Source organism: uncultured Sphingomonas sp. (assembly GCF_913777625.1).
GTDB lineage: Bacteria > Pseudomonadota > Alphaproteobacteria > Sphingomonadales > Sphingomonadaceae > Sphingomonas.
Genome location: NZ_CAJYTI010000010.1, coordinates 105,210 through 130,572, shown reverse-complemented (window position 1 = coordinate 130,572; position 25,363 = coordinate 105,210). Strand labels below are relative to the sequence as shown.

The 25,363-nt window shown below is 68.2% G+C and carries 30 protein-coding genes; 17 read left to right on the top strand and 13 right to left on the bottom strand.

Translation table 11 applies throughout. From position 1 onward, the window contains the following. Positions 1–52: 52 nt before the first annotated feature. Positions 53–2,047 (top strand): TonB-dependent receptor, encoded by a 1,995-nt coding sequence (locus tag QZ814_RS05730; protein ID WP_294330121.1) that lies wholly within the window; start codon positions 53–55, stop codon positions 2,045–2,047. Positions 2,048–2,215: 168 nt separating this feature from the next. Here the strand turns inward: QZ814_RS05730 and QZ814_RS05725 are convergent, their stop codons facing one another. The 4 genes from QZ814_RS05725 to QZ814_RS05710 are packed head-to-tail and all read right to left on the bottom strand — an operon-like array spanning position 2,216 to position 4,735. Next, a complete protein-coding gene (locus tag QZ814_RS05725) occupies positions 2,216–3,223 on the bottom strand; it encodes a nucleotidyltransferase family protein (RefSeq protein ID WP_294330120.1) in 1,008 nt (335 codons plus the stop codon). After that, on the bottom strand, positions 3,220–4,071 hold the full coding sequence (locus QZ814_RS05720) for an HprK-related kinase A (protein ID WP_294330119.1): 852 nt from the start codon (positions 4,069–4,071) through the stop codon (positions 3,220–3,222). The genes QZ814_RS05725 and QZ814_RS05720 overlap by 4 nt, the downstream gene beginning before the upstream one ends. Then, positions 4,059–4,334 carry an HPr-rel-A system PqqD family peptide chaperone gene (locus QZ814_RS05715; protein ID WP_294330118.1) on the bottom strand — a complete coding sequence of 92 codons (276 nt, stop codon included), beginning with the start codon at positions 4,332–4,334 and terminating at the stop codon, positions 4,059–4,061. The genes QZ814_RS05720 and QZ814_RS05715 overlap by 13 nt, the downstream gene beginning before the upstream one ends. Before the next feature lie 11 nt (positions 4,335–4,345). Beyond that, on the bottom strand, positions 4,346–4,735 hold the full coding sequence (locus QZ814_RS05710; protein ID WP_294330117.1) for a hypothetical protein: 390 nt from the start codon (positions 4,733–4,735) through the stop codon (positions 4,346–4,348). Between the two features lie 82 nt (positions 4,736–4,817). Between QZ814_RS05710 and QZ814_RS05705 the strand changes: the two genes are divergently transcribed. The 11 genes from QZ814_RS05705 (at position 4,818) to QZ814_RS05655 (ending at position 15,196) form a co-directional block, all read left to right on the top strand. Beyond that, positions 4,818–6,026 carry an ATP-binding protein gene (locus QZ814_RS05705; protein ID WP_294330116.1) on the top strand — a complete coding sequence of 403 codons (1,209 nt, stop codon included), beginning with the start codon at positions 4,818–4,820 and terminating at the stop codon, positions 6,024–6,026. An 86-nt stretch (positions 6,027–6,112) separates the two neighbouring features. Then, a complete protein-coding gene (locus QZ814_RS05700; RefSeq protein ID WP_294330487.1) occupies positions 6,113–7,144 on the top strand; it encodes a substrate-binding domain-containing protein in 1,032 nt (343 codons plus the stop codon). 40 nt (positions 7,145–7,184) lie between these two features. Then, on the top strand, positions 7,185–8,561 hold the full coding sequence (gene pstC / locus QZ814_RS05695) for a phosphate ABC transporter permease subunit PstC (protein WP_294330115.1): 1,377 nt from the start codon (positions 7,185–7,187) through the stop codon (positions 8,559–8,561). Then, positions 8,554–9,855 carry a phosphate ABC transporter permease PstA gene (gene pstA / locus QZ814_RS05690; protein ID WP_294330114.1) on the top strand — a complete coding sequence of 434 codons (1,302 nt, stop codon included), beginning with the start codon at positions 8,554–8,556 and terminating at the stop codon, positions 9,853–9,855. The genes pstC and pstA overlap by 8 nt, the downstream gene beginning before the upstream one ends. Further along, positions 9,855–10,631, top strand: coding sequence for a phosphate ABC transporter ATP-binding protein PstB (pstB, locus tag QZ814_RS05685; RefSeq protein WP_294330113.1), 777 nt, complete (start codon positions 9,855–9,857; stop codon positions 10,629–10,631). The genes pstA and pstB overlap by 1 nt, the downstream gene beginning before the upstream one ends. Beyond that, positions 10,631–11,332, top strand: a complete 702-nt coding sequence (phoU, locus tag QZ814_RS05680; protein ID WP_294330112.1) for a phosphate signaling complex protein PhoU — start codon at positions 10,631–10,633, stop codon at positions 11,330–11,332. The genes pstB and phoU overlap by 1 nt, the downstream gene beginning before the upstream one ends. Before the next feature lie 9 nt (positions 11,333–11,341). Continuing rightward, entirely contained in the window at positions 11,342–12,034 is a 693-nt protein-coding gene (gene phoB, locus QZ814_RS05675) for a phosphate regulon transcriptional regulator PhoB (protein ID WP_064314091.1), read from the top strand. A 128-nt stretch (positions 12,035–12,162) separates the two neighbouring features. Next, complete coding sequence (locus QZ814_RS05670; RefSeq protein ID WP_294330111.1) at positions 12,163–12,435, top strand: hypothetical protein; 273 nt, start codon at positions 12,163–12,165, stop codon at positions 12,433–12,435. Between the two features lie 156 nt (positions 12,436–12,591). Then, on the top strand, positions 12,592–13,011 hold the full coding sequence (locus QZ814_RS05665; protein ID WP_294330110.1) for a Fe-S oxidoreductase: 420 nt from the start codon (positions 12,592–12,594) through the stop codon (positions 13,009–13,011). A gap of 108 nt (positions 13,012–13,119) precedes the next feature. Next, positions 13,120–14,016 carry an SDR family NAD(P)-dependent oxidoreductase gene (locus QZ814_RS05660; protein WP_294330109.1) on the top strand — a complete coding sequence of 299 codons (897 nt, stop codon included), beginning with the start codon at positions 13,120–13,122 and terminating at the stop codon, positions 14,014–14,016. 67 nt (positions 14,017–14,083) lie between these two features. Beyond that, positions 14,084–15,196 carry a hypothetical protein gene (locus QZ814_RS05655; protein ID WP_294330108.1) on the top strand — a complete coding sequence of 371 codons (1,113 nt, stop codon included), beginning with the start codon at positions 14,084–14,086 and terminating at the stop codon, positions 15,194–15,196. A gap of 137 nt (positions 15,197–15,333) precedes the next feature. Here QZ814_RS05655 and QZ814_RS05650 read toward each other — a convergent pair whose 3' ends face one another. Together QZ814_RS05650 and epsC are read right to left on the bottom strand one after the other, a co-directional pair. Then, positions 15,334–15,672: a DUF2794 domain-containing protein gene (locus tag QZ814_RS05650; RefSeq protein WP_294330107.1), complete on the bottom strand. Its 339-nt coding sequence runs from the start codon at positions 15,670–15,672 to the stop codon at positions 15,334–15,336. Next, positions 15,672–16,361: a serine O-acetyltransferase EpsC gene (gene epsC / locus QZ814_RS05645; RefSeq protein WP_294330106.1), complete on the bottom strand. Its 690-nt coding sequence runs from the start codon at positions 16,359–16,361 to the stop codon at positions 15,672–15,674. The genes QZ814_RS05650 and epsC overlap by 1 nt, the downstream gene beginning before the upstream one ends. Positions 16,362–16,518: 157 nt before the next feature. Between epsC and QZ814_RS05640 the strand changes: the two genes are divergently transcribed. Together QZ814_RS05640 and QZ814_RS05635 are read left to right on the top strand one after the other, a co-directional pair. Then, a complete protein-coding gene (locus tag QZ814_RS05640) occupies positions 16,519–17,292 on the top strand; it encodes a sulfite exporter TauE/SafE family protein (protein WP_294330105.1) in 774 nt (257 codons plus the stop codon). A gap of 232 nt (positions 17,293–17,524) precedes the next feature. Next, positions 17,525–18,772 (top strand): acyltransferase, encoded by a 1,248-nt coding sequence (locus QZ814_RS05635; RefSeq protein ID WP_294330104.1) that lies wholly within the window; start codon positions 17,525–17,527, stop codon positions 18,770–18,772. 4 nt (positions 18,773–18,776) lie between these two features. Here QZ814_RS05635 and QZ814_RS05630 read toward each other — a convergent pair whose 3' ends face one another. Further along, positions 18,777–19,142, bottom strand: a complete 366-nt coding sequence (locus tag QZ814_RS05630) for a hypothetical protein (RefSeq protein WP_294330103.1) — start codon at positions 19,140–19,142, stop codon at positions 18,777–18,779. Positions 19,143–19,338: 196 nt separating this feature from the next. On the opposite strand from QZ814_RS05630, the gene ahpC reads away from it, so the two are divergent. The 3 genes from ahpC to QZ814_RS05615 all read left to right on the top strand — a co-directional run bounded on the left by ahpC (position 19,339) and on the right by QZ814_RS05615 (position 22,629). Further along, the gene (gene ahpC, locus QZ814_RS05625) at positions 19,339–19,902 is read left to right on the top strand and encodes an alkyl hydroperoxide reductase subunit C (protein ID WP_093298686.1); all 564 of its coding nucleotides are present in this window, start codon (positions 19,339–19,341) and stop codon (positions 19,900–19,902) included. Between the two features lie 136 nt (positions 19,903–20,038). After that, a complete protein-coding gene (gene ahpF, locus QZ814_RS05620) occupies positions 20,039–21,619 on the top strand; it encodes an alkyl hydroperoxide reductase subunit F (protein ID WP_294330102.1) in 1,581 nt (526 codons plus the stop codon). Positions 21,620–21,726: 107 nt separating this feature from the next. Continuing rightward, positions 21,727–22,629 (top strand): hydrogen peroxide-inducible genes activator, encoded by a 903-nt coding sequence (locus QZ814_RS05615; protein ID WP_294330101.1) that lies wholly within the window; start codon positions 21,727–21,729, stop codon positions 22,627–22,629. Here QZ814_RS05615 and QZ814_RS05610 read toward each other — a convergent pair. Genes QZ814_RS05610 through QZ814_RS05585 form a run of 6 tightly spaced genes read right to left on the bottom strand, consistent with a single transcriptional unit; the run spans position 22,626 to position 25,341 of the window. Then, complete coding sequence (locus QZ814_RS05610) at positions 22,626–22,940, bottom strand: type II toxin-antitoxin system RelE/ParE family toxin (protein ID WP_294330100.1); 315 nt, start codon at positions 22,938–22,940, stop codon at positions 22,626–22,628. The genes QZ814_RS05615 and QZ814_RS05610 overlap by 4 nt on opposite strands. Next, positions 22,937–23,206 (bottom strand): addiction module antitoxin, encoded by a 270-nt coding sequence (locus QZ814_RS05605; protein WP_294330099.1) that lies wholly within the window; start codon positions 23,204–23,206, stop codon positions 22,937–22,939. Before QZ814_RS05605 ends, QZ814_RS05610 begins: the two co-directional genes overlap by 4 nt. A gap of 33 nt (positions 23,207–23,239) precedes the next feature. Then, complete coding sequence (locus tag QZ814_RS05600) at positions 23,240–23,677, bottom strand: molybdenum cofactor biosynthesis protein MoaE (RefSeq protein ID WP_294330098.1); 438 nt, start codon at positions 23,675–23,677, stop codon at positions 23,240–23,242. After that, positions 23,674–23,931: a molybdopterin converting factor subunit 1 gene (gene moaD / locus QZ814_RS05595; protein WP_294330097.1), complete on the bottom strand. Its 258-nt coding sequence runs from the start codon at positions 23,929–23,931 to the stop codon at positions 23,674–23,676. Before moaD ends, QZ814_RS05600 begins: the two co-directional genes overlap by 4 nt. Further along, positions 23,931–24,485 (bottom strand): CDP-diacylglycerol--glycerol-3-phosphate 3-phosphatidyltransferase, encoded by a 555-nt coding sequence (gene pgsA / locus QZ814_RS05590; RefSeq protein ID WP_294330096.1) that lies wholly within the window; start codon positions 24,483–24,485, stop codon positions 23,931–23,933. Before pgsA ends, moaD begins: the two co-directional genes overlap by 1 nt. A gap of 55 nt (positions 24,486–24,540) precedes the next feature. Beyond that, entirely contained in the window at positions 24,541–25,341 is an 801-nt protein-coding gene (locus QZ814_RS05585; protein ID WP_294330095.1) for an APH(3') family aminoglycoside O-phosphotransferase, read from the bottom strand. Positions 25,342–25,363 lie beyond the last annotated feature (22 nt).

Here is a 25,363-nt window from a genome sequence, read left to right as displayed (position 1 = left end):
AGCACCGCCGGACCACCGGCGCGTGCCCCCAGGTTCTCGGAGTGTTACCCCCATGCGTACTGCCCTTCTCGCCGGCGCCGCCGTCGTCGCGTTCGTTCCCCATGCCTTTGCCGACAACGATCCGCAGCAGGCGAACGACAAGAACACCATCATCGTCACCGCTGCGCCCTATGCGGTCGCCAGCGACGAAGTGCCGACCATCGTCACCCATGTCGATCGCGACCAGATCCTGCGCGCCGGGGGCGCCAGCATCAGCGACGCACTGGCGCAGGAGCCGGGCATCGCCGCGACGACGTTCGCCAGCGGTGCCAGCCGGCCGATCATCCGCGGCATGGACGCGACGCGCGTGCGCATCCTGGAAAACGGCGCGAGCAGCTCCGACGTGTCCGATATCGGCCCCGATCACGGCATGCCGGTCGATCCCTTCGCCGCGCAGAGCATCGAGGTCGTCCGCGGCGCCGGCACGCTGCGCTACGGCAGCCAGGCGATCGGCGGCGTGGTCAACGTGATCAACAACCGCGTGCCGATGAAGCTGCCGAGCGAGACCCTCTCGGCCGAGGCGGTGGGCAGCTACGGCACCGTCTCCAATGTCGGCGAAGGCGGCGCGCTGGTCGATGCCAAGCTCGGCTCGGTCGCACTCCACGCCGACGGCTTCTACCGCGACGCCGGCAATTACGACACGCCGCTCGGCACCCAGCAGAACAGCTTCTTCCGCGGCCATGGCGGCTCGGTCGGCGGTTCGTATTTCTTCGGCGGCGACGATGCGAGCCATGTCGGCCTGTCGGTAAGCCAGTACAACTCGAAGTACGGCATCCCCAGCGACACCACCTATATCGACATGCGCCAGACCAAGGTGATGTCGCGCGACGTGTTCGTGGTGAACGCCGGCCCGCTCAAGACGATCAACCTCGACGCGAGCTATGCCGACTATACGCATGACGAGAAGGAACCGGACGGCACGATCGACACGACGTTCCGCAACAAGGAGTTCGACGGCCACCTCGAATTCCTGCTGAACCCGCTGGGCCCGATCCGCAATTCGGCGATCGGCTTCGAGGTGCAGAACCGCAAATTCTCGGCGATCGGGCAGGACAGCAGCTATCTGTTCCCCACCACCACCCAGAGCGAGGCGGCGTACCTGTTCACCGAGGTGCCGCTGACCGACACCCTCCACCTCCAGGCGAGCGGCCGCGTCGAGCATGTCCGCGAGGAAGGCACGCCGGCATCGAACGTCTTCACGTCGCGCGACTTCACCCCGGTGAGCGGCGCCATCGGCGCGCTGCTCGACGTGGGGAGCCATGTGAAGCTGGGCTTCACCGGATCGAGCACCGGCCGCGCGCCGGCGATCACCGAGCTCTTCGCGCGTGGCGGGCATGACGGCCCCAACACCTTCGAGACGGGCGATCCGAACCTGAAGATCGAGCGCGCCAACTCGATCGAGGCGACGGTGCGCGTGAACCTCGACCGTTTCCACTTCGACGGCAGCGCCTATTCGACCTGGTTCGACAACTATATCTATGGCGACCTGACGGGCCGCACCTGCGACGACGACGGCACCTGCGCGGTGGGCGGCGACGGCGACCTGAAGGAGCTCAACTATCGCCAGCAGGGCGCGCATTTCCGCGGCCTCGAAGGCAAGGCGAGCTACGACCTGTTCCACGCGAAGGACCGCACGCTGCAGCTGACCGCGCTGGCCGACTATACCCGCGCGACGCTGGACAATGGCGGCAACGTGCCGCGCATCCCGCCCTATCGCCTGGGCGGCGGAGTCAACTGGCTGAGCCCGATCTGGGATGCCTCGGTGCAGTTCACCCATTCGGGCAAGCAGACCAAGTTCGGCGCGTTCGACACCGAGACGCCGGGCTACAACAATCTCAACGCGCAGATCGCCTGGCGCCCGTTCAAGTCGCAGCCGGGGATCGAGTTCGCGATCATCGGCCAGAACCTGACCGACGAGGTGCAGCGCAACGCCGCCTCGCTCAACAAGGACCTGGTGATCCAGCCGGGCCGCAACGTGCGGTTCATGGTCAAGGTCGCGACCTTCTGAGTCTCAAAAGGGGGGCGGGGTCGATCAGCATCGGCCAGCATCGGCTCCGCTCCCCGCTCTGTCATCCCGGCGAAAGCCGGGATCCATTCGCCTCTCGGTTCGCGGCAGGAGCCGAGCCGGTGAAGCCAATGGATTCCGGCTTTCGCCGGAATGACGGCCGTTGGGCTATCAGACGGGCCGGTAGCCCTTGCGCCACTTGGTCCAGAGGTGCCGCGCGAGCATCGCCGGCGGCATCCGCAGCAGGTGCGAGCGGAGGTAGAAGCCGAGCTGCACCGCCTTGCGCGTCGAGCGCCCCCAGCGGTCCCGCGCCGTCAGCCGGCGGTGGAACAGCGGGTCGAGCGCATCCCAGCCCTGCCATTCGGCCGGTGCCTCGGTGCCGTAGAGCCGCGCCGACTGCCGTACCGCCCGGCCCATCGCCGCACCCAGCCCGTGCTGCGCGGCGCGTTCCGCCAGCCCGTCGAAGCCGAATTCGCCGAGCAGGCAGTGAATGTCCCAAAGGTTGCGCATGCCGCCGGCCAGATCGCCGTCCGCGAACAGATGCGCGGCGGCGTGGCAGAGCATGTCCTGGGGCCCAAGCATGCGCAGGCCGTTCTCCAGCATCACGCTCCCCGCCAGCAGCGCCGCCGCATCCGGCCGGATGCGCGCGGTGAGCGGCAGGATCGTGTGGTGCACGTCGATCATCTTGTCGCGGTCGCGGTGGATCAGCGGCGGCAGCTCGTGCATCCAGCGGCGATAATAGGCGTCGTCATAGGGATCGGGCTTCACCCATTCCCAGCCGGCGGCGAGCAGCGCCGCCTCGACCTCGGCCATCGCGTCGCGTGGCACGAGGATGTCGAGATCGCCGATCGTCCGCCCGACCGAGGGCGACAGCCCCGCCGCCGCGAACGCCGTACCCTTGAGCAGCACCACCGGCACATCGAGGCCGGCCAGCGCCCGGCGCGCCATCTCGGCTTCCCACAGCGCGGCGGTGCGGCCCTGCTCGGCCGAGGCGACGGCGTCCGCCACCAGCCGCGCCGCCGCCTTGGGTATCGGCAGCCCGGCGATCCGGTGGGCGAGCGTCCCCGCTAGCTGTTCGGCGCGGGCGACCGCCCAGAGCGCGTTCCACTCCGGCGCCGAGAGCCCCGCAATCGCGGCAGGATCGCGCAGCACCCGCGCCAGGAGCAGCGCCGGGTTCATGCCAGCGCCTCGACCATGGCGATGGCGGTCTCGGCATCGGGATAGTCGATCGCGCGGGAAGGCACGGTCTGCACCAGCCGGGTCAGCGCATCGAAGCCGCGCTCGGCGAGCGTGACATAGTTGGTCGACGACTGGGTCAGCCGCACGAACGCCTCGCTCGGCAGCACCGGCCGCTCCGCCGCTGCGAAGCCGAAGCGCGGAAACAGGAGCAGGCTGGGCGCGGCGGGCGCGTCCATCGCGGCGATCGCGCGCGGGTCGGGCACGAGGTGGCGGATCGCGCCCTTGGGCGTGCCCTCCAGCAGCGGCCCGAAGCGCGCGCCCGGCAGCGCCTGCGCGACCACGTCGATCGCCTCGTTCTTGAGGCTGACCAGGCGGGGAAAGGCGTGGGCGAGCCCCGTCGCGCAGTCGATCAGCGCGAATTCGTCGCCCATCAGCCGCCAGCCGCGCGCCATCAGCAGCGCCGCCAACGTCGACTTGCCCGCCCCCGAAATGCCGGTCATCAGCACCGCACGCCCGTCGCGCTCGACCATCGAGGCGTGGAGCAGCAGGTAGCGCCGCAGCCCCAGCGCCATCTGCAGGTTCATCCCCATCTCGGCGGCGAGCAGCCCCTGGGCGAGCGGCAGCGGCGCCGCATCGGGGATCACGAAGTCGCCGGCGATGTGCACCGAGGGGCGCAGCACCCGCCGCCAGGGCCGCGCGGCGAACAGGTGGACGTTGAAATCCGCGATGCCGTCCTGCGGGCCGGGATAGTCGCGGTAGAGATCGTCCAGCGCGGCGATGGGCTCTCGCCAATGGCTGCCGATGCGGAAGCCGAGCGGCCCGATGCGCAGCAGCTTCAGATGGCGCATGTCCGCTCCACCAGACCCGCCGCGACCAGCTCGTCCAGCCGCACCGCCAGCGCCGCCGGATCGGGATCGGCGAGGTCGAAGCGCGCGGCGAGCACCGCAAGCAGCCCGGACACGTCGCGCGGGCCCTCGGCCAGGATGTCGAGAATCTCCGGCACCGGCGCATCGACGATATGGGTGATGCCCGAGGCGCGGTGGTAGACGAGCGTCAGCGCATCCAGCGGCACGACCCGCAGGGTCGCGGGATCGGCGGCGCGATAGAACACCGCCGGCGCCGTCAGCCGCGCGGCATCTGCAGCGAGGCGAAGCAGGTGAAGCCGCTGGTCCCGCGCTGCAGGCGGCGGATATAGTTGGTATAGGCGCGGCTGGCCTGGGGATCGGTGCCCGGCAGGGTGCCGCCGTTCAGCGCGCGCTTGACGTCCTGCGCCTTGAAATTGCGCCCCGGCGCGGGGAACGCGCCCGGGGTGCGCGCCGGTACGACACTCCCGTCTGAGGCGATATAACTGCCCGCGCGGGCCGGATCGGTGACCGGAATCTCGCATTGCAGGATCGAGGCGTTGGTCTGCGCCAGCGCCGGGCGGATCGAGACGATCGCCGCGGCACTCGCCGCGCCCAGCATCAGCGCACGCCGACGGGTCGGCAGGTCTTCGGGTTTCGGATCGTCCATGCCCCCTTGTTCTGCGCTTCCGCCCATTTCGCAATCGTAAATAGAGGCTCGTCTTGGGACGATCGGGCGCTAGAAGGCGCACATGCTCTCGGCTGCCCGCTTCCGCACGATTCTCGCGCTCGGTGTCGCCGTGCTTTCGGCGCTGGTCGGCTTGCTGGTGACCGGCGAGCTCCAGATAGCCCTGGTGATGCTGGTCGGCGCCGTGGCGGCGGTGCTGGTGGTCGCGATCGGCGGCGATCCCGCCCCGCCCCCGGCAGCCGACGCGCTGGCCACCGACCAGGAGCCCGCCTTCGGCGAGGTGATCGAGGCCATCGCCGAGCCGGTGCTGGTGATCGCCACCACCCGGGTCATTGCCGCCAATGCCGCCGCTCGCGCGCTGCTCGGCGAGCATATCCTGGGCGAGGACGTGCGCCTCGCCATCCGCCACCCGGCCGCGGCCGAGCGGCTGCTCGATCCCGCCGAGGATCACAGCGCCGCCCCGATCCACCTGGTGGGCCTCGGCACCCGCGAGCAGCGCTGGGAAATGCGGGTCCGCACACTCGAGACCGGCGAGCGCGTCGTCCATCTGGTGGATCGCACCGGCAGCTATCAGGCGGACCGGATGCGCGTCGATTTCGTCGCCAATGCCAGTCATGAGCTGCGCACCCCGCTTGCCTCGCTGCTCGGCTATGTCGAGACGCTGGCCGACGGCGCGGGCGAGGAGCCGGAAATCCGCGCCCGCTTCCTCAAGATCATGCACGACGAGGCGCGGCGGATGGACCGGCTGATCAGCGACCTGATCTCGCTGAGCCGGATCGAGGCGGAGAAATATCGCGCGCCGGCCGAGTCGGTGGCGCTGGGCGATCTGATCCCGCAGGTCTGCGCCGAGCTGTCCGGCAGCCCCCGCGCCGCCGATGTGGTGACCGAGATCGAGGCAGTGGCGCCGGTGCGCGGCGACCGTACCCAGCTGAGCCAGCTGCTCCACAATCTGATCGGCAATGCGATGAAGTACGGCAAGCCCGGCACGCCGGTCACCGTCTCGCTGCGCAGCGAGGGCGACACGATGGTGCGCTTCGCCGTGACCGACCAGGGCGAGGGCATCCCGGCCGAGCACATCCCCCGCCTCACCGAGCGCTTTTATCGTGTCGATTCGGGACGCAGCCGCTCGCTGGGCGGCACCGGGCTGGGGCTGGCGATCGTCAAGCATGTGGTGGAGCGCCACCGCGGGCGGCTGGACATCAGCTCCACCGTCGGTGTCGGCACCACCGTTGCCGTGCGGCTGCCGATCGAGCCGAGTGTCATAAAGTCGTAACGGGAGTGCCGGATGGGCGAAGCGCGGGGCAAAGCGCAGACTCCGCATTCCAAAACACCGCCATCCTCGGGGAGCACAAAGTGACGATGCTGGGTCGTCTAGCGCTGATCGCCTTCGGCACGCTCGCCCTTTCGGCGTGCGACGGCAATGCGACGCGCGAGATCCGCGTGGTCGGCTCCTCGACCGTCTATCCCTTCACCACCGCCGTCGCCGAAGCCTTTGTCAACGCGCGCAGCGGCCGCAAGGCGCCGGTCGTGGAATCGATCGGCAGCGGCGCCGGCATCCGCCGCTTCTGCGAGGGCGTCGGCGCGCAGTTCCCGGACATCGCCAACGCCTCGCGCCGGATGACGCGCAAGGAATATGATCGCTGCGAAGCGAACCAGGTCGGCGAGATCCTGGAGATCGTGATCGGCCTCGACGGCGTCGCGCTCGCCGAGTCCAACCAGGGACCGAAGCTGCGCCTGAGCAAGCGCGACATCTATCTGGCGCTCGCTGCCAATCCGCTCGGCAAGCGCAACACCGCGCGCACCTGGCAGGACGTGAACCCGGCGCTCCCCGCCATTCCGATCCTGGTGATGGGCCCGCCCTCGACCAGCGGCACCCGCGACGCCTTTGTCGAGCTGATGCTGGCGCCGGGCTGCCTGGAAGCCGATCCGAACGCGACCAAGCTCAAGGCGGAAGCGGATCCCGCCCAATATGATACGGAATGCCGCCGCATCCGCGACGACGGCCCCTATGTCGACAAGGGCGAGAACGACAATCTGATCGTCCAAGGGCTGGCGCAGAATCCCAACGCGCTGGGCATCTTCGGCTATTCCTATCTCGAAGAGAATCAGAACCGCCTGCACGGCGTGCCGATCGAGGGCGTCGCGCCGACCTATGCGACGATCGCCGACGGCCAATATCCCGGCGCCCGGCCGCTCTATCTCTATGTGAAGAAGCGCCACCTGAAGGCGGTGCCGGGGCTGAAGGACTTCCTGACGCTCTACACCACGCTTTGGGCGCCCGGCGGCCCGCTGGTGAAGCGCGGCCTGATCGCCTCCCCCGAGGCGGTTCGCGCGGCCATGGCGAAGCGCGTCGCCGATCTCACCCCGCTCGATCCGGCAACGCTCAAGTGATTCCGCACGCCACCCCCTGTTTCGCTGAGATGTTTCGCCGGTGAATTCGCTCGCGCTTTTATTCCTGATCCTGGGCCTCGGGCTGATCGGCTGGCTGGTCGCGCGGGCACGTGCGATGCGCTTCGATCGCGGGCGCGCCAAGCGGCTCCATTCGCTGCCGATCCAGCATGGCTGGTTCGTCGGCATGTGGACGGTGCTGCCGCCGCTCCTGTTCCTCGCCCTCTGGTCGGCGATCAGCCCGGGGCTGGTCCGCCAGACGGTGCTGCAGAGCCCGGCCGCGGCCGCGCTTTCCGACTTCAGCTTCGAACGCGACTCGGTACTGGCCCAGGCACGCGCGGTCGCCGAGAACCCCTACACCGCCGAGGCGGACCCGCTGGCGCAACAGCTCGCGCCGGTGGTGCGCGAGGCCCGCAACCGCTATGCCTGGACAGGCACCGGCGCGGCGATCCTCCTTGCCTTTGCCGGCGCGGCCTTCGCGCTCAGCCGTATCCGCGCCGATTTCCGCGCCCGCTCCAAGGTGGAGCGCACGCTGATGCTGGGCCTGCTGGTCGCTTCGCTGATCGCCATCCTGACGACGCTCGGCATCTTCGCCTCGCTCTTCTGGGAATCGACCCGCTTCTTCGGCCAGGTGCCGATCACCCAGTTCCTGTTCGGCACCCATTGGAGCCCGCAGGTGATCGACGCGAAGAACCCCGGCGCGTCGCTCGGCGCGGTGCCGTTGTTCTGGGGCACCTTCTTCATCGGCGCGGTGATCGCGATGCTGGTCGCCATCCCGTTCGGGCTGATGAGCGCGGTGTACCTCACCCAATATGCCTCGGCGACGACGCGGCGCTGGATGAAGCCGACGCTGGAGATGCTCGCCGGCGTGCCCACCGTGGTCTATGGCTATTTCGCCGCGCTCACCGTCGCGCCGGCGGTGCGCAAGCTGGCGGTAGCGCTGGGCGACCCGTTCGCCTCGTCCGAAAGCGCGCTGGCGGCGGGCCTCGTGATGGGCGTGATGATCATCCCGTTCGTCTCCTCGATGGCCGACGATTCGCTCGCCGCCGTGCCCACCGCGATGCGCGACGGCAGCCTGGCGATGGGCGCGACCACCAGCGAGACGATCTCGCGCGTGCTCGTTCCCGCGGCCCTTCCGGGCGTGGTGGCGGGCGTACTGCTCGCGGTCAGCCGGGCGATCGGCGAGACGATGATCGTGGTGATGGCCGCCTCGGGCGCCGCGACGATCACGCTCAACCCGCTCCAGAGCGCGACCACCGTCACCAAGCAGATCGTCGACCTGCTGACCGGCGAGGCCGAGTTCGACAGCCCCAAGACGCTCGCCGCCTTCGCGCTGGGCCTCACCCTGTTCGTCATCACCCTGCTGCTCAACATCGTCGCGCTGCGCGTCGTGAAGAAGTATCGCGAAGCCTATGACTAAGCCCGCCGACATCGCAGCCGAGCGCCGGCCGACCGACTGGAAGGGCGCGGCGATGCAGAAGCGCATCCGCCGCCGCTACGCGGCCGAGCGGCGTTTCCGCATGCTCGGCGCGGGCGCGGTGATCCTGTCGGCAGCATTCCTCGCCTTCCTGCTGGTAACGATGGTGGCGCAGGGCTGGCGCGGCTTCACCGTGACCGAGCTGGCGCTGCCGATCGACCTCAAGGCCGCGCAGCTCAAGGTCACCCGGGCGCAGCTGAACGGCCCCGCCGCCGATCTCGCGCTCGCCAGTGCGGGCATCGAGGATGCGGTGGACAACGCCGCCGTCGCCGCCTTCGGGCCCGAGGGCGCGACCTATCTCGCACCCAGCGCCTGGCTGAGCGTGCGCGATGCCGTGAAGCGCGATCCCTCGCTGCTCGATCGGCGCGTGACCCTCGCCGTGCCCGCCGCGACCGGCTTCGATCAGGCGCTGGCCGGCGACGGCGATCCCGCGATGGAAGCGGGCGTGGCGCGGCTGCAGCAGCAGGGCGCGATCTCGCGGCGCTTCAACTGGACCTTCCTGCGCGAATCGGATTCGACCGATCCGGTCGCGGTCGGCATCTGGGGCGCGCTGAAGGGCTCGCTGCTGACCATGGCGATCACCTTCCTGATCGCCTTTCCGGTGGGCGTGCTCTCGGCGATCTATCTCGAGGAATATGCGCCGAAGAACCGCTGGACCGACCTGATCGAGGTCTCGATCAACAATCTCGCGGCGGTGCCCTCGATCATCTTCGGCCTGCTCGGCCTCGCGGTGTTCCTCGGCACCTGGCAGATCGGCGGCCATGTCTATGGCCCGATGCTGCCGCGCTCGGCGCCGCTGGTCGGCGGCGTGACGCTGGCGCTGATGATCATGCCCGTCATCGTCATCGCCAGCCGCAACGCGATCAAGGGTGTGCCGCCCTCGATCCGCGACGCCGCGCTCGGCATCGGCGCGAGCCCGATCCAGGTGGTGTTCCACCACGTCCTGCCGCTGGCGCTGCCCGGCATCCTCACCGGCACGATCATCGGCATGGCGCGCGCGCTGGGCGAGACCGCGCCGCTGCTCCTCATCGGCATGCGCGCCTTCATCGTCACGCCGCCCGGCAGCTTCACCGATCCGGCGACCGTGCTGCCGGTGCAGATCTTCCTCTGGTCGGACGAAGTTAGCCGCGGCTTCGTCGAGAAGACGAGCGCCGCGATCCTCGTGCTGCTCGCGGTGCTGCTCGCGATGAACGGGCTCGCCATCTACCTTCGCAACAAGTTCGAGACCCGCTGGTAATGACCGCCCCCTCCCCCGCCCCCCACAAGATGTCGGCCCGCGACGTCAGCGTCTTCTACGGCGACAACCATGCCGTGAAGGGCGTGTCGATCGACATCGACATGGACAAGGTCACCGCGTTCATCGGCCCCTCGGGCTGCGGCAAGTCGACCTTCCTGCGCACCTTCAACCGGATGAACGACACCATCGCCAGCGCGCGGGTGACCGGCGAGATCACGCTGGACGGCGAGGACATCTACGCCTCGGACATGGACGTGGTGCAGCTGCGCGCCCGCGTCGGCATGGTGTTCCAGAAGCCCAACCCCTTCCCGAAGTCGATCTTCGAGAACGTCGCCTATGGCCCGCGCATCCACGGGCTGGCCGCGTCCAAGACCGACCTCGAGGCGATCGTCGAGCGCTCGCTGAAGCGCGCGGGGCTCTGGGAAGAGGTGAAGGACCGCCTTTCCGACAGCGGCACCGCGCTTTCCGGCGGCCAGCAGCAGCGGCTGTGCATCGCCCGTGCGATCGCCGTCGATCCCGAAGTGATCCTGATGGACGAGCCGGCCAGCGCGCTCGACCCCATCGCCACCGCCAAGATCGAGGAGCTGATCCACGAGCTGCGCGGCCGCTACGCGATCGTGATCGTCACCCACAACATGCAGCAGGCGGCCCGCGTGTCGCAGCGCACCGCCTTCTTCCATCTCGGCCAGCTGGTCGAATATGGCGAGACCGACAACCTCTTCACCGCGCCCCGCGAAGAGCGCACGAAGGACTATATCACCGGAAGGTACGGCTGATGGCATCGGGCCACGAACACACGGTCAAGGCGTTCGATCAGGACATCAGCCAGCTGCGCGCGCTGATCTCGCAGATGGGCGGGCTTGCCGAGCAGGCGATCTACGACGCGATGAAGGCGCTGCAGCGCGGCGACGAGGCGCTGGCCAAGACCGTGCGCAAGAAGGACAAGCAGATCGACGCGATGGAGGCCGAGCTGGAAAAGCTCGTCGTCCGCGTGATCGCGCTCCGCGCGCCGATGGCCGACGATCTGCGCGAGGTGATCGCCGCGATGAAGATCGCCGCGGTGATCGAGCGGATCGGCGACTATGCCAAGAACATCGCCAAGCGCGTGCCGATGATCCATGCCGAGGGCGAGGAGCGGATCGAGGCGGTCTCGATCCTGCCGGCGATGGGCCAGCTCGCCGCCGACATGGTCCGCGCCGCGCTCGACGCCTTCTCGGCGCGCGACGCCAAGGCGGCGGCGGAAGTGCATGCCAGCGACACCGCGCTGGACGACTTCTACGACTCGATCTTCCGGACGCTGGTAACGTTCATGGTCGAGAATCCGCGCACGATCAGCCAGGTCGCGCACCTGCTGTTCGTCGCCAAGAATCTGGAGAGGATCGGCGACCACGCTACCAACGTCGCCGAAATGGTCTATTTTGCCGCGACCGGGCAGTATCTCGCCGATGCGGAAGCCGGCGAAAGCAGCGGGAGCTGAGGGGAACATATGGCACGGGTCAAGATGCTGCTGGTGGAAGACGATGCCGCGATCGCGGAGCTCGTCACCTGGCATTTCAAGCGCGAAGACTATGAAGTGAAGCACACCCCCGATGGCGAGGAAGCGCTGCTCCTCGCCAAGGAAGCGACGCCGGACATCGTGCTGCTCGACTGGATGGTCGAGGGCCTGTCCGGCATCGAGGTGTGCCGCCGCCTGCGCCGCATGCCGGAGACGGCGAACGTGCCGATCATCATGCTGACCGCGCGCGGCGAAGAGGAAGATCGCGTCCGCGGGCTGGAAACCGGCGCCGACGATTATGTCACCAAGCCCTTCTCGCCGCGCGAGCTCGTCGCCCGCGTCGGCGCGGTGCTGCGCCGCGTGCGCCCGGCGCTGGCCGGCGAGGCGCTCACCTATTCGGACATCGAGATGGACACGGTGGGCCACAAGGTCCGTCGCGGCGGCGAGGTGATCCAGCTGGGGCCGACCGAATTCCGCCTGCTCAAGCATTTCCTCGAGCATCCGGGCTGGGTGTTCTCGCGCGAGCGGCTGCTCGATGCGGTGTGGGGGCATGACAGCGACATCGAGTCGCGTACCGTCGACGTACACATCCGCCGCCTGCGCAAGGCGATCAACAAGGGCAACCGGCCGGACATCATCCGCACGGTGCGCTCGGCAGGCTACGCGCTCGACGCGGGGAACTGACCTGTACGCACGATGAACCGCGGAACTTTTTTACATTCCGCGGTTTTTGTGGAAACTTTCAGCGATCGTTTCGTTCTGCAAACCGGGTGTGGACATGCACACCCGTGTAGCTTTGCAGGAGACAGCGAATGAAGCTGATTGCACTTGCAGCCGCGTTGACGCTCGCCAGCCCGGCCCTTGCCCAGACCCCCCCAGCCACGATGACCACCGTCAGCCAGCCCGGCGGCTATGCGCCCGCCACCATGTGGGTGAACGGCGCGCCGCAGCCGGGGGACAAGGTGATCTTCCAGCCGAGCACGCTGACGCCGAGCGAGGCCTTCCCGCCGCCGGCACCGCGCGCCCACTATCCGGTCTGCAAGAAGGGCCAGACCGACGAATGCATCCAGCGCGGCAGCCACTGATCGCCGCCTGATCCGGAGCGGCGAAGGCAGGCGATGCCGCCTTCGCCGCGTCCCGCCAACCCCTTGCAGAATCAAGCTTGCCAGAAATGTCGGTGCAACAAAACGCACCTCGCGGACGTTCGCACCTCGGCAATTGATGAAGTAAGGAGTGCACCAATGAAGTGGATACTTCTCGCCTCGGCGCTCGCACTGAGCGGCACTGCCATCGCGCAGGACATGCCGGCACCGACCCCGCAGGATCAGACCCAGGCCCAGCCGCCGATGCCGGGCCAGACCACGCCGCAGACCGATCCGGCCGCCCCGCCGCCCCCGGCCCCGATGGCCGGCACCACCGGCGCAGGCACCGCCTCCCCGCCGCCACCGCCGCCGCCCCCGCCGGGCGCAGGCATGGCCCCGCCGCCACCCCCGCCGCCGGGCACCGCGATGGCTCCGGGCGCACCGCCCCCGCCGCCGCCGGCCGATGCTGCAGCCCCGTCGGCGCCGATGGCCGCCCCGCCGCCGCCCGCCGATCCGGGCAGCTACCCGCCCTGCTCGCGGACCGTGAAGGACCATTGTCGCCAGCGCGGCGGCAAGTAACACCCTTGTGTTCGGCTCCCCTCCCCCTGCGGGAGGGGAGACCGGATTGGCAGCGCCGGCTGCCTCCCCTAGGCTCTCCGCAACGACAGGTTGCAGGAGAGCTTTTTCATGACCATCCGCTTCGACGCGCGCGTCGCCATCGTCACCGGTGCCGGCGGCGGGATCGGCCGCGCCTATGCGCTGGAGCTCGCCCGACGCGGCGCCAAGGTGGTGGTCAACGATCTCGGCAGCAGCCGCGACGGCGCCGGCCATTCCGATGCGGCGCGCGCCGTGGTCGCCGAAATCGAGGCGCTGGGCGGCGAGGCGATCGCCAATGGCGGCAGCGTCACCGATGCCGCGGCGATGGTCGCGATGGCAGAGGCCGCCAAGGCGCGCTGGGGCCGGATCGACATCCTCATCAACAATGCCGGGGTGCTGCGCGACAAGAGCTTCGCCAAGATGACGCCCGAGGATTTCGCCTTCGTCGTCGACGTGCATCTGATCGGTTCGGCCAACGCCACCAAGGCGGTGTGGGAGACGATGCGCGAACAGGGCTATGGCCGCATCCTGATGACCGCCTCTTCCACCGGGCTGTTCGGCAATTTCGGTCAGGCGAATTACGGCGCCGCGAAGCTCGGCCTCGCCGGCCTCACCAAGACGCTGCACCTGGAGGGCGCCAAGCACGACATCCGGGTCAACACCATCGCGCCGGTCGCGGGCACGCGGATGACCGAGGGACTGTTCCCCGAGGCCGCTTTCGCCGCCTTCGCGCCCGAACACGTCGCGCCCGCCGCGCTGTTCCTCGTCTCCGAAGGCGCGCCGAGCAACATGATCGTCGGCGCGGGCGCGGGCGTGGTGCAGGCCGCCTACATCACCCTCACGCCGGGGGCGGTGCTGACCGAGGGCACGCCCGAGGCGGTCGCCGCGCAATGGGCGCAGATCATCGACCGGACCGGCGAGATCGTCCCCGGCTCGGGCGCCGAGCAGACCATGGCGATCCTCAGCAGGTTGCAGCACAGGCCCTAAGGCGCCATACCGTATTGCCTCAGCAACACACTTGTGTCATCTTCCTCGCTTCGAAGGAGGATGGCCGATGTACAGCGAAAGCGAACTGGCGAGCGCCGTGGAGGCGGGGGCACTCACCCCCGAGGCCGCGACGGCGTTCCGCAACCATGTTGCCGCAAGCCGGGCGACCCCGGCGGTGGATGAAGAGCATTTCCGGCTGCTGAGCGGGTTCAACGACATCTTCGTCACCATCGCGGCGGCGCTGATCCTGCTGGCGATCGGCAAGCTGGGCGGCAGCCTGGTCCAGGCGCTGGTCGGCAGCGGCCCCGAGCCGCGCATCGTCGGCGCCAACCTGATCGGCGGCGGCGCGGCGGTGGCAGCAACCAGCTGGATGCTCGCGGAGTATTTCACCGCGCGCAAGCGGCTCGCCCTGCCCTCGATCCTGCTGCTGCTCGGCTTTGTCGGCGGCGCCGGGGCGACGATCGCCGGGCTGATCGTGATCAACATTCCGTGGATCGAAACCGCCCTCCACATCACCACCGAACCGCAGCGCGAGCGGATCGCGGGGGTGATCGCCGCCATTGCCGGCACGCTCACGGCCGTCGCCGCATGGGTGCACTGGCGCCGCTTCATGGTGCCGATCACCGTCGCGGCGGGCGCGCTCGCCGTGGTCGGCGTCTCGGTCGGCCTGATCACCTCGCTGATTCCCGCCGCCAGGGACTGGGTGAACGCGATCCTGCTGGTCGGCGGGGTCGGCACCTTCCTCGCCGCGATGCGCTGGGACATGACCGATCTGGAGCGCCGCACCCGCCGCTCGGATGTCGCCTTCTGGCTGCACCTCGCCGCCGCCCCGCTGATCGCGCACCCGGTGTTCCACATGCTCGGCGTGTTCGACGGCGAGATCGGCATGCCGATGGCGGCCTTGGTGTTCGCGCTCTATCTGTTCTTCGCCTTCGTCGCGCTGGCGGTGGACCGGCGGGCGCTGCTCGTCTCCAGCCTCGCTTATGTGCTGTGGGCGCTCTACTCGCTGTTCCACCAGAGCGGATCGGTGGAGCTGAGCGCGGCGTTCACCGGCCTGGTCATCGGATCGGCGCTGCTGACGCTCTCCGCCTTCTGGCACCCGATGCGCCGCGCGGCGGTGGGGGTGCTCGGCGACTTCGCCCGTCGCCTGCCGCCGACGCAGCAGGGGGCGCTGGCGTAACGCTGCTGTGCATCCTCCCCCGCCAGGGGGAGGTGGCCCGCGCAGCGGGTCGGAGGGGGAGGATGCCAGACCGATCGGGTTCGGCGTCCTCCCCCTCCGTCGCCTTCGGCGACACCTCCCCCTGGCAGGGGAGGATCTTATTCCTCGACGAGCTTCATCAGCCGGCGCTCGACCGGGGCCAGCACCGGCCCCAGCTCCTGTCCGCGCTTGAGCACCGCGCCGCTTTCGTTGATCAGCGCCCACATGCCCTGGCGATTGCGCAGGCTCGGGCGCTTCTCGATCCGATATTCCGGCCGCTCGGCGGCGCGGCGGAAGGCGGCGAACACCGCGACATCCTTCTCGAACTGCATCGCATAGTCGCGCCAATGCCCGGCGGCGACCATGCGACCGTAGAGATCGAGGATGCGATTGAGCTCCAGGCGGTCGAAACCGACTTGTCCGGGGCGACTGATCGGCAGCGGGGTGACGGTTCCCATCAGGCCCGGTCGCGGCGATCGAGCATGGCGTCCCGTTCGGCGATCATCGCGTCGAGCCGCTTGCGCAGCGTCTCGATCTCGCACCGCATCCCTTCGAGCTTCTGGGCCGAGGGATCGGACACGTCGCTGCACGGCGTGCCATAGGGCACGAAATCCTTCTGCCAGGCCACCGCCTCGACGAGCGTCGGCTTGGCCGGGATGCCGACCATCACCGCGCCGGGCACGACATCCTTGGTGACGACGGCGTTGGCGCCGATCCGCGCCCGCTCGCCCACCGTGATCGGCCCGAGCACCTGCGCGCCCGATCCGATGATCACCCCGTCGAGCAGGGTCGGGTGGCGCTTGCCGCCCACGCCATTGTCGGGGCTGGTGCCGCCCAGCGTCACGCACTGGTAGATCGTGACGTTGTCGCCGATCAGCGCGGTCTCGCCGATCACGACGAAGCCATGGTCGATGAAGAAGTTGCGGCCGATCGTCGCACCCGGATGGATATCGATCGCGGTCATCCAGCGCGACCAGTGATTGACCAGCCGGGCGAGGAAGAAGAAGCGCCGGCGGAACAGCGCATGGGCGATGCGGTGATAGCCCAGCGCCCACACGCCCGGATACAGCAGAATCTCCAGCCGGCTCCGCGGCGCGGGATCGCGCCCGCGGATCGAATCGAGATAGCCCTTCAGACGCTGGAACATGGCCGGACCCCTTTTATCGCCCCCGAAATAGGGGGACACCCACGGGATTTCCAGCGTTCCCCCAGCACGCCGTCGGTCCGGCAATACACGATCGGGCTTGTAGGATTTAGCGAGAGCGGCCATTTCCTCCGGCCGAGCCATCGCAACAGGGGCATGGATGTTCGCAGGAATTACGCTCGCCGAGATGTTGCCCTATGTCGCGGTCGGTTTCGCCGCCCAGTTGGTGGACGGGGCGCTGGGCATGGCGTTCGGCGTCATTTCCAGCACGCTGCTGGTGAGCGTGCTGGGCATTCCGCCCGCCACCGCCTCTGCCGGCGTGCATCTGGTTGAGACGATGACCACCGGCGTCTCGGGCCTCAGTCATGTCCTCCACCGCAACGTCAACTGGCGGCTGTTCGCGCGGCTGCTGATACCCGGCATGATCGGCGGCGTGCTCGGCGCCTATGTGCTGACCACGTTCGACGCCTCGGTGACGCGGCCCTTCGTGATGGCCTATCTCTCGGCGATCGGCCTGTACCTGCTGTTCCGCGCGATCCGCTTCGCGCCCCAGCACAAGGAGCCGAAGATCGTCGAGCCGCTGGGGCTGGCCGGCGGCTTCCTCGATGCCGCGGGCGGCGGCGGTTGGGGGCCGGTGGTGACGAGCAACCTCCTCGTCCAGGGCGCGCAGCCGCGCACCACGATCGGCACGGTCAACACCACCGAATTCTTCCTGACGATGACGATCTCGGCGACCTTCCTGTTCCATATCGGCGCGCAGGGCTTCACCCCGGATTTCTGGCATCCGGTGCTGGGGCTGCTGATCGGCGGCGTGGTCGCGGCGCCCTTCGGGGCGATGTTCGCCAAGCGCATGCCGGTACGGCTGTTGCTGAGCATGGTCGGCGTTGTGCTCACCGCGACCAGCGCCTTCAGTCTCTACCGCGCGCTGGCATGAAGGCACAGCGCCACCAGGCGGCACCGCAGCATCTCCAGATCGCCCCAAAATTGTTTTAAAGACATCCTATTACAATTACTTGCAATTTTGCACCCTGTCCCAGATCGGGGCAGATCGCAGTTCTTGGGGATGCGCGCCATTGTAAACGCACCCTCGATAAACCACCCAAGCTAAGCTATGGAAACGGTGCAGTTTTCATGGTTAAAGAATAGCGTAATCGGGGGTAGTTTTAATGGGGAACGATGCAGGCGCCCCCGCAGGCGTAGCGAAGAACCGACACCGGTTCCTGGCACTCGATAGCCTGCGCGGCATATGTGCCTGCATGATCGTGTTCTTCCATCTTCGCACGACCGGCGTCATCAACAACTCCCACCTGATCCGAAACAGCTGGCTGTTTGTCGACTTCTTCTTTGTCCTGAGCGGGTTCGTCATCGGGTGCGGCTATCTGGACAAGCTTCGCAGCGGCTATTCGGTCCGCCGCTTCCTACTGCTGCGTCTGGGCCGAGTCTATCCGCTGCACGCATTGGTGCTGATCGCCTTCGTCGTGATGGAAATCGGCGGCCTGCTGATCGGCACCGCCGGCCTGAGCGCGCGCGTGCCGTTTTCCGAGCCCCGCACCCTGCCCGAACTGGCAAGCGCGCTGGCGCTGGTGCAGATCTTCAGCGGGTTTCCCTCGATCGTGTGGAACGGGCCGAGCTGGAGCATCGCCGCCGAAGTATGGACCTATCTGCTGATGGCGCTCGTCCTCCGCGCCGCACCGACGCGAGCGCCGTACATCATGGCCGCGCTGGCGCTGGGATCGGCCAGCCTTCTCGCCCTCGGCGGCGGTGAAGCGTGGAATCCCGCGACGCCCTATGCCTTTGCCCGCTGCGTCTTCGGTTTCTCGCTGGGCATGCTGGCGTGGCAGCTGTTCGCGAGGATGGCGATGCCCGCGATCGGCTTCCTCAAGGCAAGCGCCCTGGAACTTGCCGTGGCGATCGGCGCCTGCGCGATGGTCGCCTCCGGCATGGTGCCGCTGGCCGCCCCGCTCCTGTTCACAGCCGCCGTGCTCCTGTTTGCCGCCGAACGCGGCATCGTCAGCCGCCTGCTCACGCTGCGCCCGTTCCTGCTCCTGGGCACGCTCTCCTATTCGATCTACATGATCCACACGCTGGTGATCGCCCGCGGACTCGATGTGCTGACCCTGATCGGGCGCCGGTTGAACCTGCCGCTGGTGGAAAGCAGCTTCGGCTCCGACGGCACGATCAAGGTCCTCGCCTTCGCGCCGGACGTGATGGCGTTCGTGGTGCTGGGCGTCGTCGTCCTTTGCGCGCTGCTGACCTATCGCTGGGTCGAAGCGCCTGCCCGCGCCGCCGTCCGGGCATGGATCGAGCGGGCGGACGCACGCAGGTCGCGCCTTGCCGTCGCCGCACCGGCCGACGTTGCCGAAGCGGATCTGGCCCCCTATCCGGTCGCCGCCGAATTGTCCCCCACGCTGTAAGAAGCTATCCGCGCGCGGGGTGATACCGGGTCGCGGTACGCAGCGCCGACACCGAACAGGACTTGCTGTCGCGATAACCGGCGGACCGCGACGCGGTCCGGATCGCCCCGTCGCCGAACGCCGCCGCCTTTCCCTTGGGATAGACCGCCCAGATCGGCAGACGCTGCCGAACGTCGGGAGCGGCTTGAGGATCGCCATGCGCCAGCGCTCCCGCGGCCGGCTTGCCCAGGTGCAGTGCCACCACCTCCCCTTCGCAGCGAAGCCGCAGCACCCCGGCGTCCGCACGGACTTCCGTCAGACCAGCACGGGGATAGCGGCGGCGGATCGCCCCGCGAAGGATCAGCGCACCCGACTCGAGCAGCACCTTCACGGTGCCGCTTTCCGGCCCACCTCCGCCTGCGTAATCGCTTCGCGTCCCGTCGCATCCCCCGCGTCAATCGATCAATTACGCCGCACTCAGTGGAAAACTCGATCACCCCAAGCGGGTCTTCCAATTTCACAGACATGGCTGGCGGGCCTATATCCGGCTTCGCAACAGCAACCCCCGTTCTGGAGGAACAAGAATCATGGCTCTTATCGGCAGCACCATCAAGCCGTTCACCGCACAGGCCTACAAGGAAGGCAAGTTCGTCGAAGTCACCGACGCCGACGTGAAGGGCAAGTGGGCGGTCTTCTTCTTCTACCCGGCGGACTTCACCTTCGTGTGCCCGACCGAACTGGAAGACCTGGCCGATATCTACCCGACCCTGCAGGGCATGGGCGTTGAAGTCTATTCGGTCTCGACCGACACCCACTTCAGCCACAAGGCGTGGCACGACACCTCGCCCGCGATCGGCAAGATCAACTACTACATGCTGGGCGACCAGAACCACACCATCTCGAACAACTTCGACGTTCTGCGTGCGGGCCAGGGCCTGGCCGATCGCGGCACCTTCGTGGTCGATCCGGACGGCGTGATCCAGATCATGGAGATCACTTCGGAAGGCGTTGGCCGCAACGCCCAGGAACTGCTCCGCAAGATCAAGGCCGCGCAGTATGTCGCCGCCCACCCGGGCGAAGTCTGCCCCGCCAAGTGGGAAGAAGGCGCCGAGACCCTCGCGCCGTCGCTCGACCTGGTCGGCAAGATCTAACCATCGGTCCTCTCCGGAGGATTGAAGACTACGGCGCCCGCCCCTGCCCCCCCCCCAACGCGGGCGCCGGTTTCGGCCCGGAGCGGATCCCCCCTCCGCTCCGGGCCGTTTTAGTAGAAGATACAGGAGTTTTCCCATGCTCGACGCCAACCTGACGCAGCAGCTCAAGGGCTATCTCGTGAACATCCGCGAGCCGATCGAGCTCGTCGCCAGCCTGGGCGAAGACGCCAAGTCGCGCGAGCTGGGCGAACTGCTGGCGGCGATCGCCGCGCTTTCCGACAAGATCGACCTCGTCCGCGCCGACGACTCCCGCAAGCCGAGCTTCCTGATCCGCCGCAAGGGCACCGATATCGGCGTGCGCTTCGCCGGCATTCCGATGGGGCATGAGTTCACCTCGCTGGTGCTCGCCCTGCTCCAGGTCGGCGGCCACCCGAGCAAGGCGGCGCAGGAACTGATCGAGCAGGTCCGCAACATCGAGGGTGACTTCACTTTCGAGACCTATTTCTCGCTGTCGTGCCAGAACTGCCCGGACGTGGTGCAGGCGCTGAACCTGATGGCGGTGCTCAACCCCAATATCCGCCACACCGCGATCGACGGCGCGCTGTTCAAGGAAGAGGTCGAGGCCCGCAAGGTCATGGCCGTGCCGACCGTCTACCTGAACGGCGAACCCTTCGCCTCGGGCCGGATGGACCTGGAGCAGATCGTCGCCAAGATCGACACCGGCGCCGAAGCCCGCGCGGCCGCTAAGATCAAGCAGAAGGATCCGTTCGAGGTGCTGATCATCGGCGGCGGCCCGGCGGGCGCGGCGGCGGCGATCTACACCGCGCGCAAGGGCATCCGCGTCGGCGTCGCGGCCGAGCGCTTCGGCGGCCAGGTGCTCGACACCATGGGCATCGAGAACTTCATCTCGGTCTCGCACACCGAAGGCCCGAAGCTGGTCTCGCAGCTCGAGCAGCATGTGAAGGACTATGACGTCGACGTCATGAACCTCCAGCGCGCCGAGAAGCTGATCCCGGCCAAGCGCGAAGGCGGCCTGCACGAAGTGGTGCTGGCAAACGGCGCGAGCCTGAAGGCCAAGGCGATCATCCTTTCCACCGGCGCGCGCTGGCGGCAGATGAACGTGCCCGGCGAGAACGAATACAAGAACAAGGGCGTGGCCTATTGCCCGCACTGCGACGGTCCGCTGTTCAAGGGCAAGCGCGTCGCGGTGATCGGCGGCGGCAACTCGGGCGTCGAGGCCGCAATCGACCTGGCCGGCATCGTCGCGCACGTCACGCTGATCGAATATGACAGCCAGCTCCGCGCCGACGCGGTGCTGCAGCGCAAGCTGGCCAGCCTGCCGAACGTGAAGATCCTCACCTCGGCCATGACCACCAAGGTCAATGGCGACGGCGAGAGGGTCTCGGGCCTCAGCTACAAGGACCGCAACAGCGGTGCCGAGCACGACATCGCGCTGGAAGGCATCTTCGTCCAGATCGGTCTGGTGCCGAACACCGAATGGCTGAAGGACGCGGTGGCGCTCACCCAGCGCGGCGAAATCGAGATCGACGCGCGCGGCGAGACCAGCCAGCCCGGCATCTTCGCGGCGGGCGACTGCACCACCGTGCCGTACAAGCAGATCGTGATCGCGATGGGCGCGGGTTCGACCGCGGCGCTCTCCGCCTTCGACTACATGATCCGCCTGCCGGAAGAAGAGCTTCAGGCTGTTGCCGCCTGAGCCCCTGCGCTCCCCCGGTCGCCGCGTGCGATCGGGGGAGCGGCTATTCGCTTCCCATGTTCGAAAACGTCACTATATACCCGCTCGACCATCGAGAGAGGCGATCAGTGGCGCAAACCTACCTCCCTACCCTCAAGCAGCTGCAGTATCTGGTGGCGCTGCATGACGCCGGCCATTTCGGCCGCGCGGCGGAGGCGTGCTTCGTCACCCAGTCGACCCTCTCCGCCGGTATCCGCGAGCTGGAGACGCTGATCGGCGTTGTGCTGGTCGAGCGGACCCGCCGCGTGGTCCGCTTCACGCCGCTGGGCGAGCGGATCGTCGAGAAGGCCCGCCGCGTGCTGCGCGAGGCGGACGAGCTGGGCGACCTCGCCCGCGCCGCCGGTCGACCGCTGTCGGGCGAGATGCGGATGAGCGTCATTCCCACCATCGCGCCGTTCCTCTTGCCGCGCATCCTGCCGCGGCTGCGCGAGCAATATCCCGACCTCAAGCTCTATCTGCGCGAGGAGACCAGCGGCCAGGCCTGCGAGGCACTGAGCCATGGCCGCACCGATTGCGTGCTGCTGGCGCTCCCCTTCTCCTGCGGCGACGTGGAGAGCGCACGGCTGTTCGACGACCGGCTGTTCGTCGCCTTCCGCGAAGGCGAGATGGATCCGACGCCCGCGATCCATCCGGATGCGATCGACGAGACGCGGCTGCTGATGCTGGAAGACGGCCATTGCCTGAAGGACCATGCCCTCGCCGCCTGCAACCGCCCCGAACTGCGCGCCGAGGCGATGATGCTCGGCACCTCGCTCCACACCATGGTGCAGATGGTCGACAACGGGCTGGGCGTGACGATGCTGCCGGAGATGGCGGTGGACGCTGGGATTCTGGAGCACACCTCGGTCAAGGCGCGGCCGCTGGATTCGGCCCATGCCTCGCGCAACATCGCGCTGGTCTGGCGCAAGGCCTCCCCGCGCGAACGCGATTTCCGGCTGCTGGCGGACGTACTGGCGGCGGCGCGCGGTTAAGGCTCCCAGACGGCGCGGAGCTGTTCGAGCTGGTGCATGCGCTCGTGGAGGATGGTGACGATCCCGATCACGCCGTCCGCGCGCTCGCGCCAATAGACGATGTGGTGCTCCGCTCGCGCGAAATATAGCGGAACGCCGAATTCTGCCGGTAGCGGGCGCCATGGAACCCGTTTGGCCGCAATCGCTCCAAATCGCTCGAACAACGTGCGAATGTAGGCGTCCGCTTGGTCCTCGCCCCACTGATCGGCCGTGTATTCGTAAATTTCATCGAGCCGACGGTCGGCGGCAGGCTCGATGAAGACACCGCTCATCGTGCGGCGCGCCGTGCGCGGTTGCGTTCCAAAACCTCGTCGGCGGTGACGTAGACATACTCCTCGTCCGGCGTCGCGAAAGCGTGCTGAAGCTCGGCCTTGAGCGTCTCGAACATCTCGCGCTCGACCCGTTCCTTGTCACGGCGGATCAGGTCCCGGACATACTCGCTGACATTCTCGTACAGCCCGTCCTCGCCGACATTGCGGGCGACGAAGTCGCTCAAGGGGCCGGAGACTCGGACGTTGAGGTTCATCGGCTTGGTCATGCGCGTACAGATATCATGGAATATCCTGTACGCCTACGCCCAGCCGGCAGCGGCCTCCGCATCGGTCGCGCGCGGCTCCACCCAGCGAGTGCCGCCGGCCAGCCATTCGCGCTTCCAGAAGGGCGCATCGGTCTTGAGCCGGTCGATCAGATAGGCGCAGGCATCCAGCGCCTCGCGCCGGTGCGCCGCCGCGGTGCCGACGAAGACGATCCGCTCGCCCGCCGTCATCCGCCCCACGCGGTGGACAAGAGTGACGCCCAGCAGGTTCCAGCGATCGATCGCCGCCTCGGCCAGCGTGCAGAGCGCCGCCTCGGTCATACCGGGATAATGTTCGAGCTCCAGCGCCTCGACGCCGTCGTCGGTGCGCACCACCCCCGTGAAGGTGGCAACGCCGCCCGCGCCGCGTTCCTCCAGCGCCGCGACCTCGACGCCCAGTTCGATCGGCGCGGGATCGACCGAGATGCGGATCATCCGCCCGTCACCGGCGGAAAGATCGCGACCTCGCGGGCATTGCCCAGCAGCGCATCGAGCGGCACGAAGCGCTGGTCGATCGCCGCGCGCAGTCTGGCCGGCTCGGCGAAGGCGGCGGCGTGGCCGTCGCTGCGCTGCGACAGCCAGTCGATCAGGTCGGCGATGTTGCGCACCGCCTCGGGCGGATCGACCTGCTCCTCGCCGGTCCCTACCGCCTCGCGCACCCAGGCGAAATAGAGCAGCGTGATCGCCATCAGCTGTCCATGTGACTGAGGCCGACGCGGAGATAGTCCCAGCCGGTGATCGCGGTCAGCACCGCCGCGCCCCACAGCGTGGCCAGCCCCGCCGTCAGCACCCAGCCCCAGTCGGGCAGCGCGCCGGACAGGATCAGCGCGCCCAGCGAGACCAGCTGCAGCGTCGTCTTCCACTTGGCGAGCCGCGAGACCGGCACCGAGACCTGGATGCCCCCCAGAAACTCGCGCAGGCCCGACACGGCGATTTCGCGCAGCAGGATCACGAGCGCGGCGATGACGTGCCAGTCGGCGATCACCCCCTTGCCCGCCAGGATCAGGATCACCGCCGCGACCATGATTTTGTCCGCGATCGGATCGAGGAAGACGCCGAGCTTCGACACCGTTCCCTGCGCGCGGGCGAGATAGCCGTCGAAATAGTCGGTGATGCCCATCAGGCAGTAGAGCGCGAAGGCGATGGCATATCCCGGCGCCCAGAGCGGCCACCACAGGAAGCCCACCAGCAGCGGCACCGCGAAGATGCGCGACAAGGTGAGAATGTTCGGCAACGTCAACATCGCCAATGCCCTAGCACCGGTAAACGCCGCAAGGGAGGCCCAAAGCCCCACACGATCAGAAGAATTCGTCGAGCCGCAGGTGGAAGTCGAGCTGTGCCGGATCGAGCGCGGTGCCATAGGCTGCCAGCATCCGCCGGGGCGCCTCCTCGCCGAATTCGGCCAGCGAATGCCACAGGATGGCGAGATCCTGCCACGGATCGGCGATGCCGACGCGACCCAGATCGATACAGCCGCTGACCGCGCCACCTTCGACGAACAGATTGTCGAGCGAGAAATCGCCATGCGTCACCACCCGATCGAATGCCGGCGGCAGCGCGGCGAGCATCTCGTCCCACACGGCCTGCGCCGACATGCCCTGCCGCGCCTCGTCGAATTCGTCCTCCGCGACCAGCCCGGCATCGAGCCGATCCTTCGCCGCCGCCAGCCGAAGCCGGTGATCGGCGTTGAACGGGCAACGCGCGGCCGGAAGATCGTGCAGGCGACGCAGAAACTTCCCCAGCGACTCGGCCAGTGCGGGCGCCTGCTCGGGTGCCGCTTCGAGGATCTGGTACGCTGTCCGGCCCGGAATCCGGCCGGTGAGCAGCCAGCCGGCGCCGTCCTCGATCAGAAAGGCATGCAGCTGCGGCACCGGCAGCCGGCCCGCCAGCCAGCGCAGCCGCACCATCTCGTCGACGAGGTCGTCGAGCTGCGCACCGCGCCCGGCCTTCAGATAGAGGTCGTCGCCCGCGTCGCCCGCCAGCCGGAACACGGCGCAACCGGATTCGCCCACGGTATCGCGAAACCAGCGCCCCCCCGCGACGGCGGCGGCCAACCCCGGCGGCACCGCGACGGGGTCCATCGCCGCTTCTCTCGACATGTTCTCCACCGCCGCTCCATCC

Coding starts and splice junctions, on each gene's coding strand:
- QZ814_RS05700 (WP_294330487.1), top strand. CDS start 6,113: ATGCTGGGTCGTCTAGCGCTGATCGCCTTCGGCACGCTCGCCCTTTCG.
- QZ814_RS05650 (WP_294330107.1), bottom strand. CDS start 15,672: ATGGGAACCGTCACCCCGCTGCCGATCAGTCGCCCCGGACAAGTCGGT.
- QZ814_RS05660 (WP_294330109.1), top strand. CDS start 13,120: ATGACCATCCGCTTCGACGCGCGCGTCGCCATCGTCACCGGTGCCGGC.
- QZ814_RS05610 (WP_294330100.1), bottom strand. CDS start 22,940: ATGAGCGGTGTCTTCATCGAGCCTGCCGCCGACCGTCGGCTCGATGAA.
- QZ814_RS05655 (WP_294330108.1), top strand. CDS start 14,084: ATGTACAGCGAAAGCGAACTGGCGAGCGCCGTGGAGGCGGGGGCACTC.
- ahpF (WP_294330102.1), top strand. CDS start 20,039: ATGCTCGACGCCAACCTGACGCAGCAGCTCAAGGGCTATCTCGTGAAC.
- QZ814_RS05725 (WP_294330120.1), bottom strand. CDS start 3,223: ATGAACCCGGCGCTGCTCCTGGCGCGGGTGCTGCGCGATCCTGCCGCG.
- phoB (WP_064314091.1), top strand. CDS start 11,342: ATGGCACGGGTCAAGATGCTGCTGGTGGAAGACGATGCCGCGATCGCG.
- ahpC (WP_093298686.1), top strand. CDS start 19,339: ATGGCTCTTATCGGCAGCACCATCAAGCCGTTCACCGCACAGGCCTAC.
- pgsA (WP_294330096.1), bottom strand. CDS start 24,485: ATGTTGACGTTGCCGAACATTCTCACCTTGTCGCGCATCTTCGCGGTG.
- QZ814_RS05600 (WP_294330098.1), bottom strand. CDS start 23,677: ATGATCCGCATCTCGGTCGATCCCGCGCCGATCGAACTGGGCGTCGAG.
- QZ814_RS05705 (WP_294330116.1), top strand. CDS start 4,818: ATGCTCTCGGCTGCCCGCTTCCGCACGATTCTCGCGCTCGGTGTCGCC.
- pstB (WP_294330113.1), top strand. CDS start 9,855: ATGACCGCCCCCTCCCCCGCCCCCCACAAGATGTCGGCCCGCGACGTC.
- pstA (WP_294330114.1), top strand. CDS start 8,554: ATGACTAAGCCCGCCGACATCGCAGCCGAGCGCCGGCCGACCGACTGG.
- moaD (WP_294330097.1), bottom strand. CDS start 23,931: ATGGCGATCACGCTGCTCTATTTCGCCTGGGTGCGCGAGGCGGTAGGG.
- QZ814_RS05585 (WP_294330095.1), bottom strand. CDS start 25,341: ATGTCGAGAGAAGCGGCGATGGACCCCGTCGCGGTGCCGCCGGGGTTG.
- phoU (WP_294330112.1), top strand. CDS start 10,631: ATGGCATCGGGCCACGAACACACGGTCAAGGCGTTCGATCAGGACATC.
- QZ814_RS05730 (WP_294330121.1), top strand. CDS start 53: ATGCGTACTGCCCTTCTCGCCGGCGCCGCCGTCGTCGCGTTCGTTCCC.
- QZ814_RS05665 (WP_294330110.1), top strand. CDS start 12,592: ATGAAGTGGATACTTCTCGCCTCGGCGCTCGCACTGAGCGGCACTGCC.
- QZ814_RS05605 (WP_294330099.1), bottom strand. CDS start 23,206: ATGACCAAGCCGATGAACCTCAACGTCCGAGTCTCCGGCCCCTTGAGC.
- QZ814_RS05710 (WP_294330117.1), bottom strand. CDS start 4,735: ATGGACGATCCGAAACCCGAAGACCTGCCGACCCGTCGGCGTGCGCTG.
- epsC (WP_294330106.1), bottom strand. CDS start 16,361: ATGTTCCAGCGTCTGAAGGGCTATCTCGATTCGATCCGCGGGCGCGAT.
- QZ814_RS05635 (WP_294330104.1), top strand. CDS start 17,525: ATGGGGAACGATGCAGGCGCCCCCGCAGGCGTAGCGAAGAACCGACAC.
- QZ814_RS05640 (WP_294330105.1), top strand. CDS start 16,519: ATGTTCGCAGGAATTACGCTCGCCGAGATGTTGCCCTATGTCGCGGTC.
- QZ814_RS05670 (WP_294330111.1), top strand. CDS start 12,163: ATGAAGCTGATTGCACTTGCAGCCGCGTTGACGCTCGCCAGCCCGGCC.
- QZ814_RS05720 (WP_294330119.1), bottom strand. CDS start 4,071: ATGCGCCATCTGAAGCTGCTGCGCATCGGGCCGCTCGGCTTCCGCATC.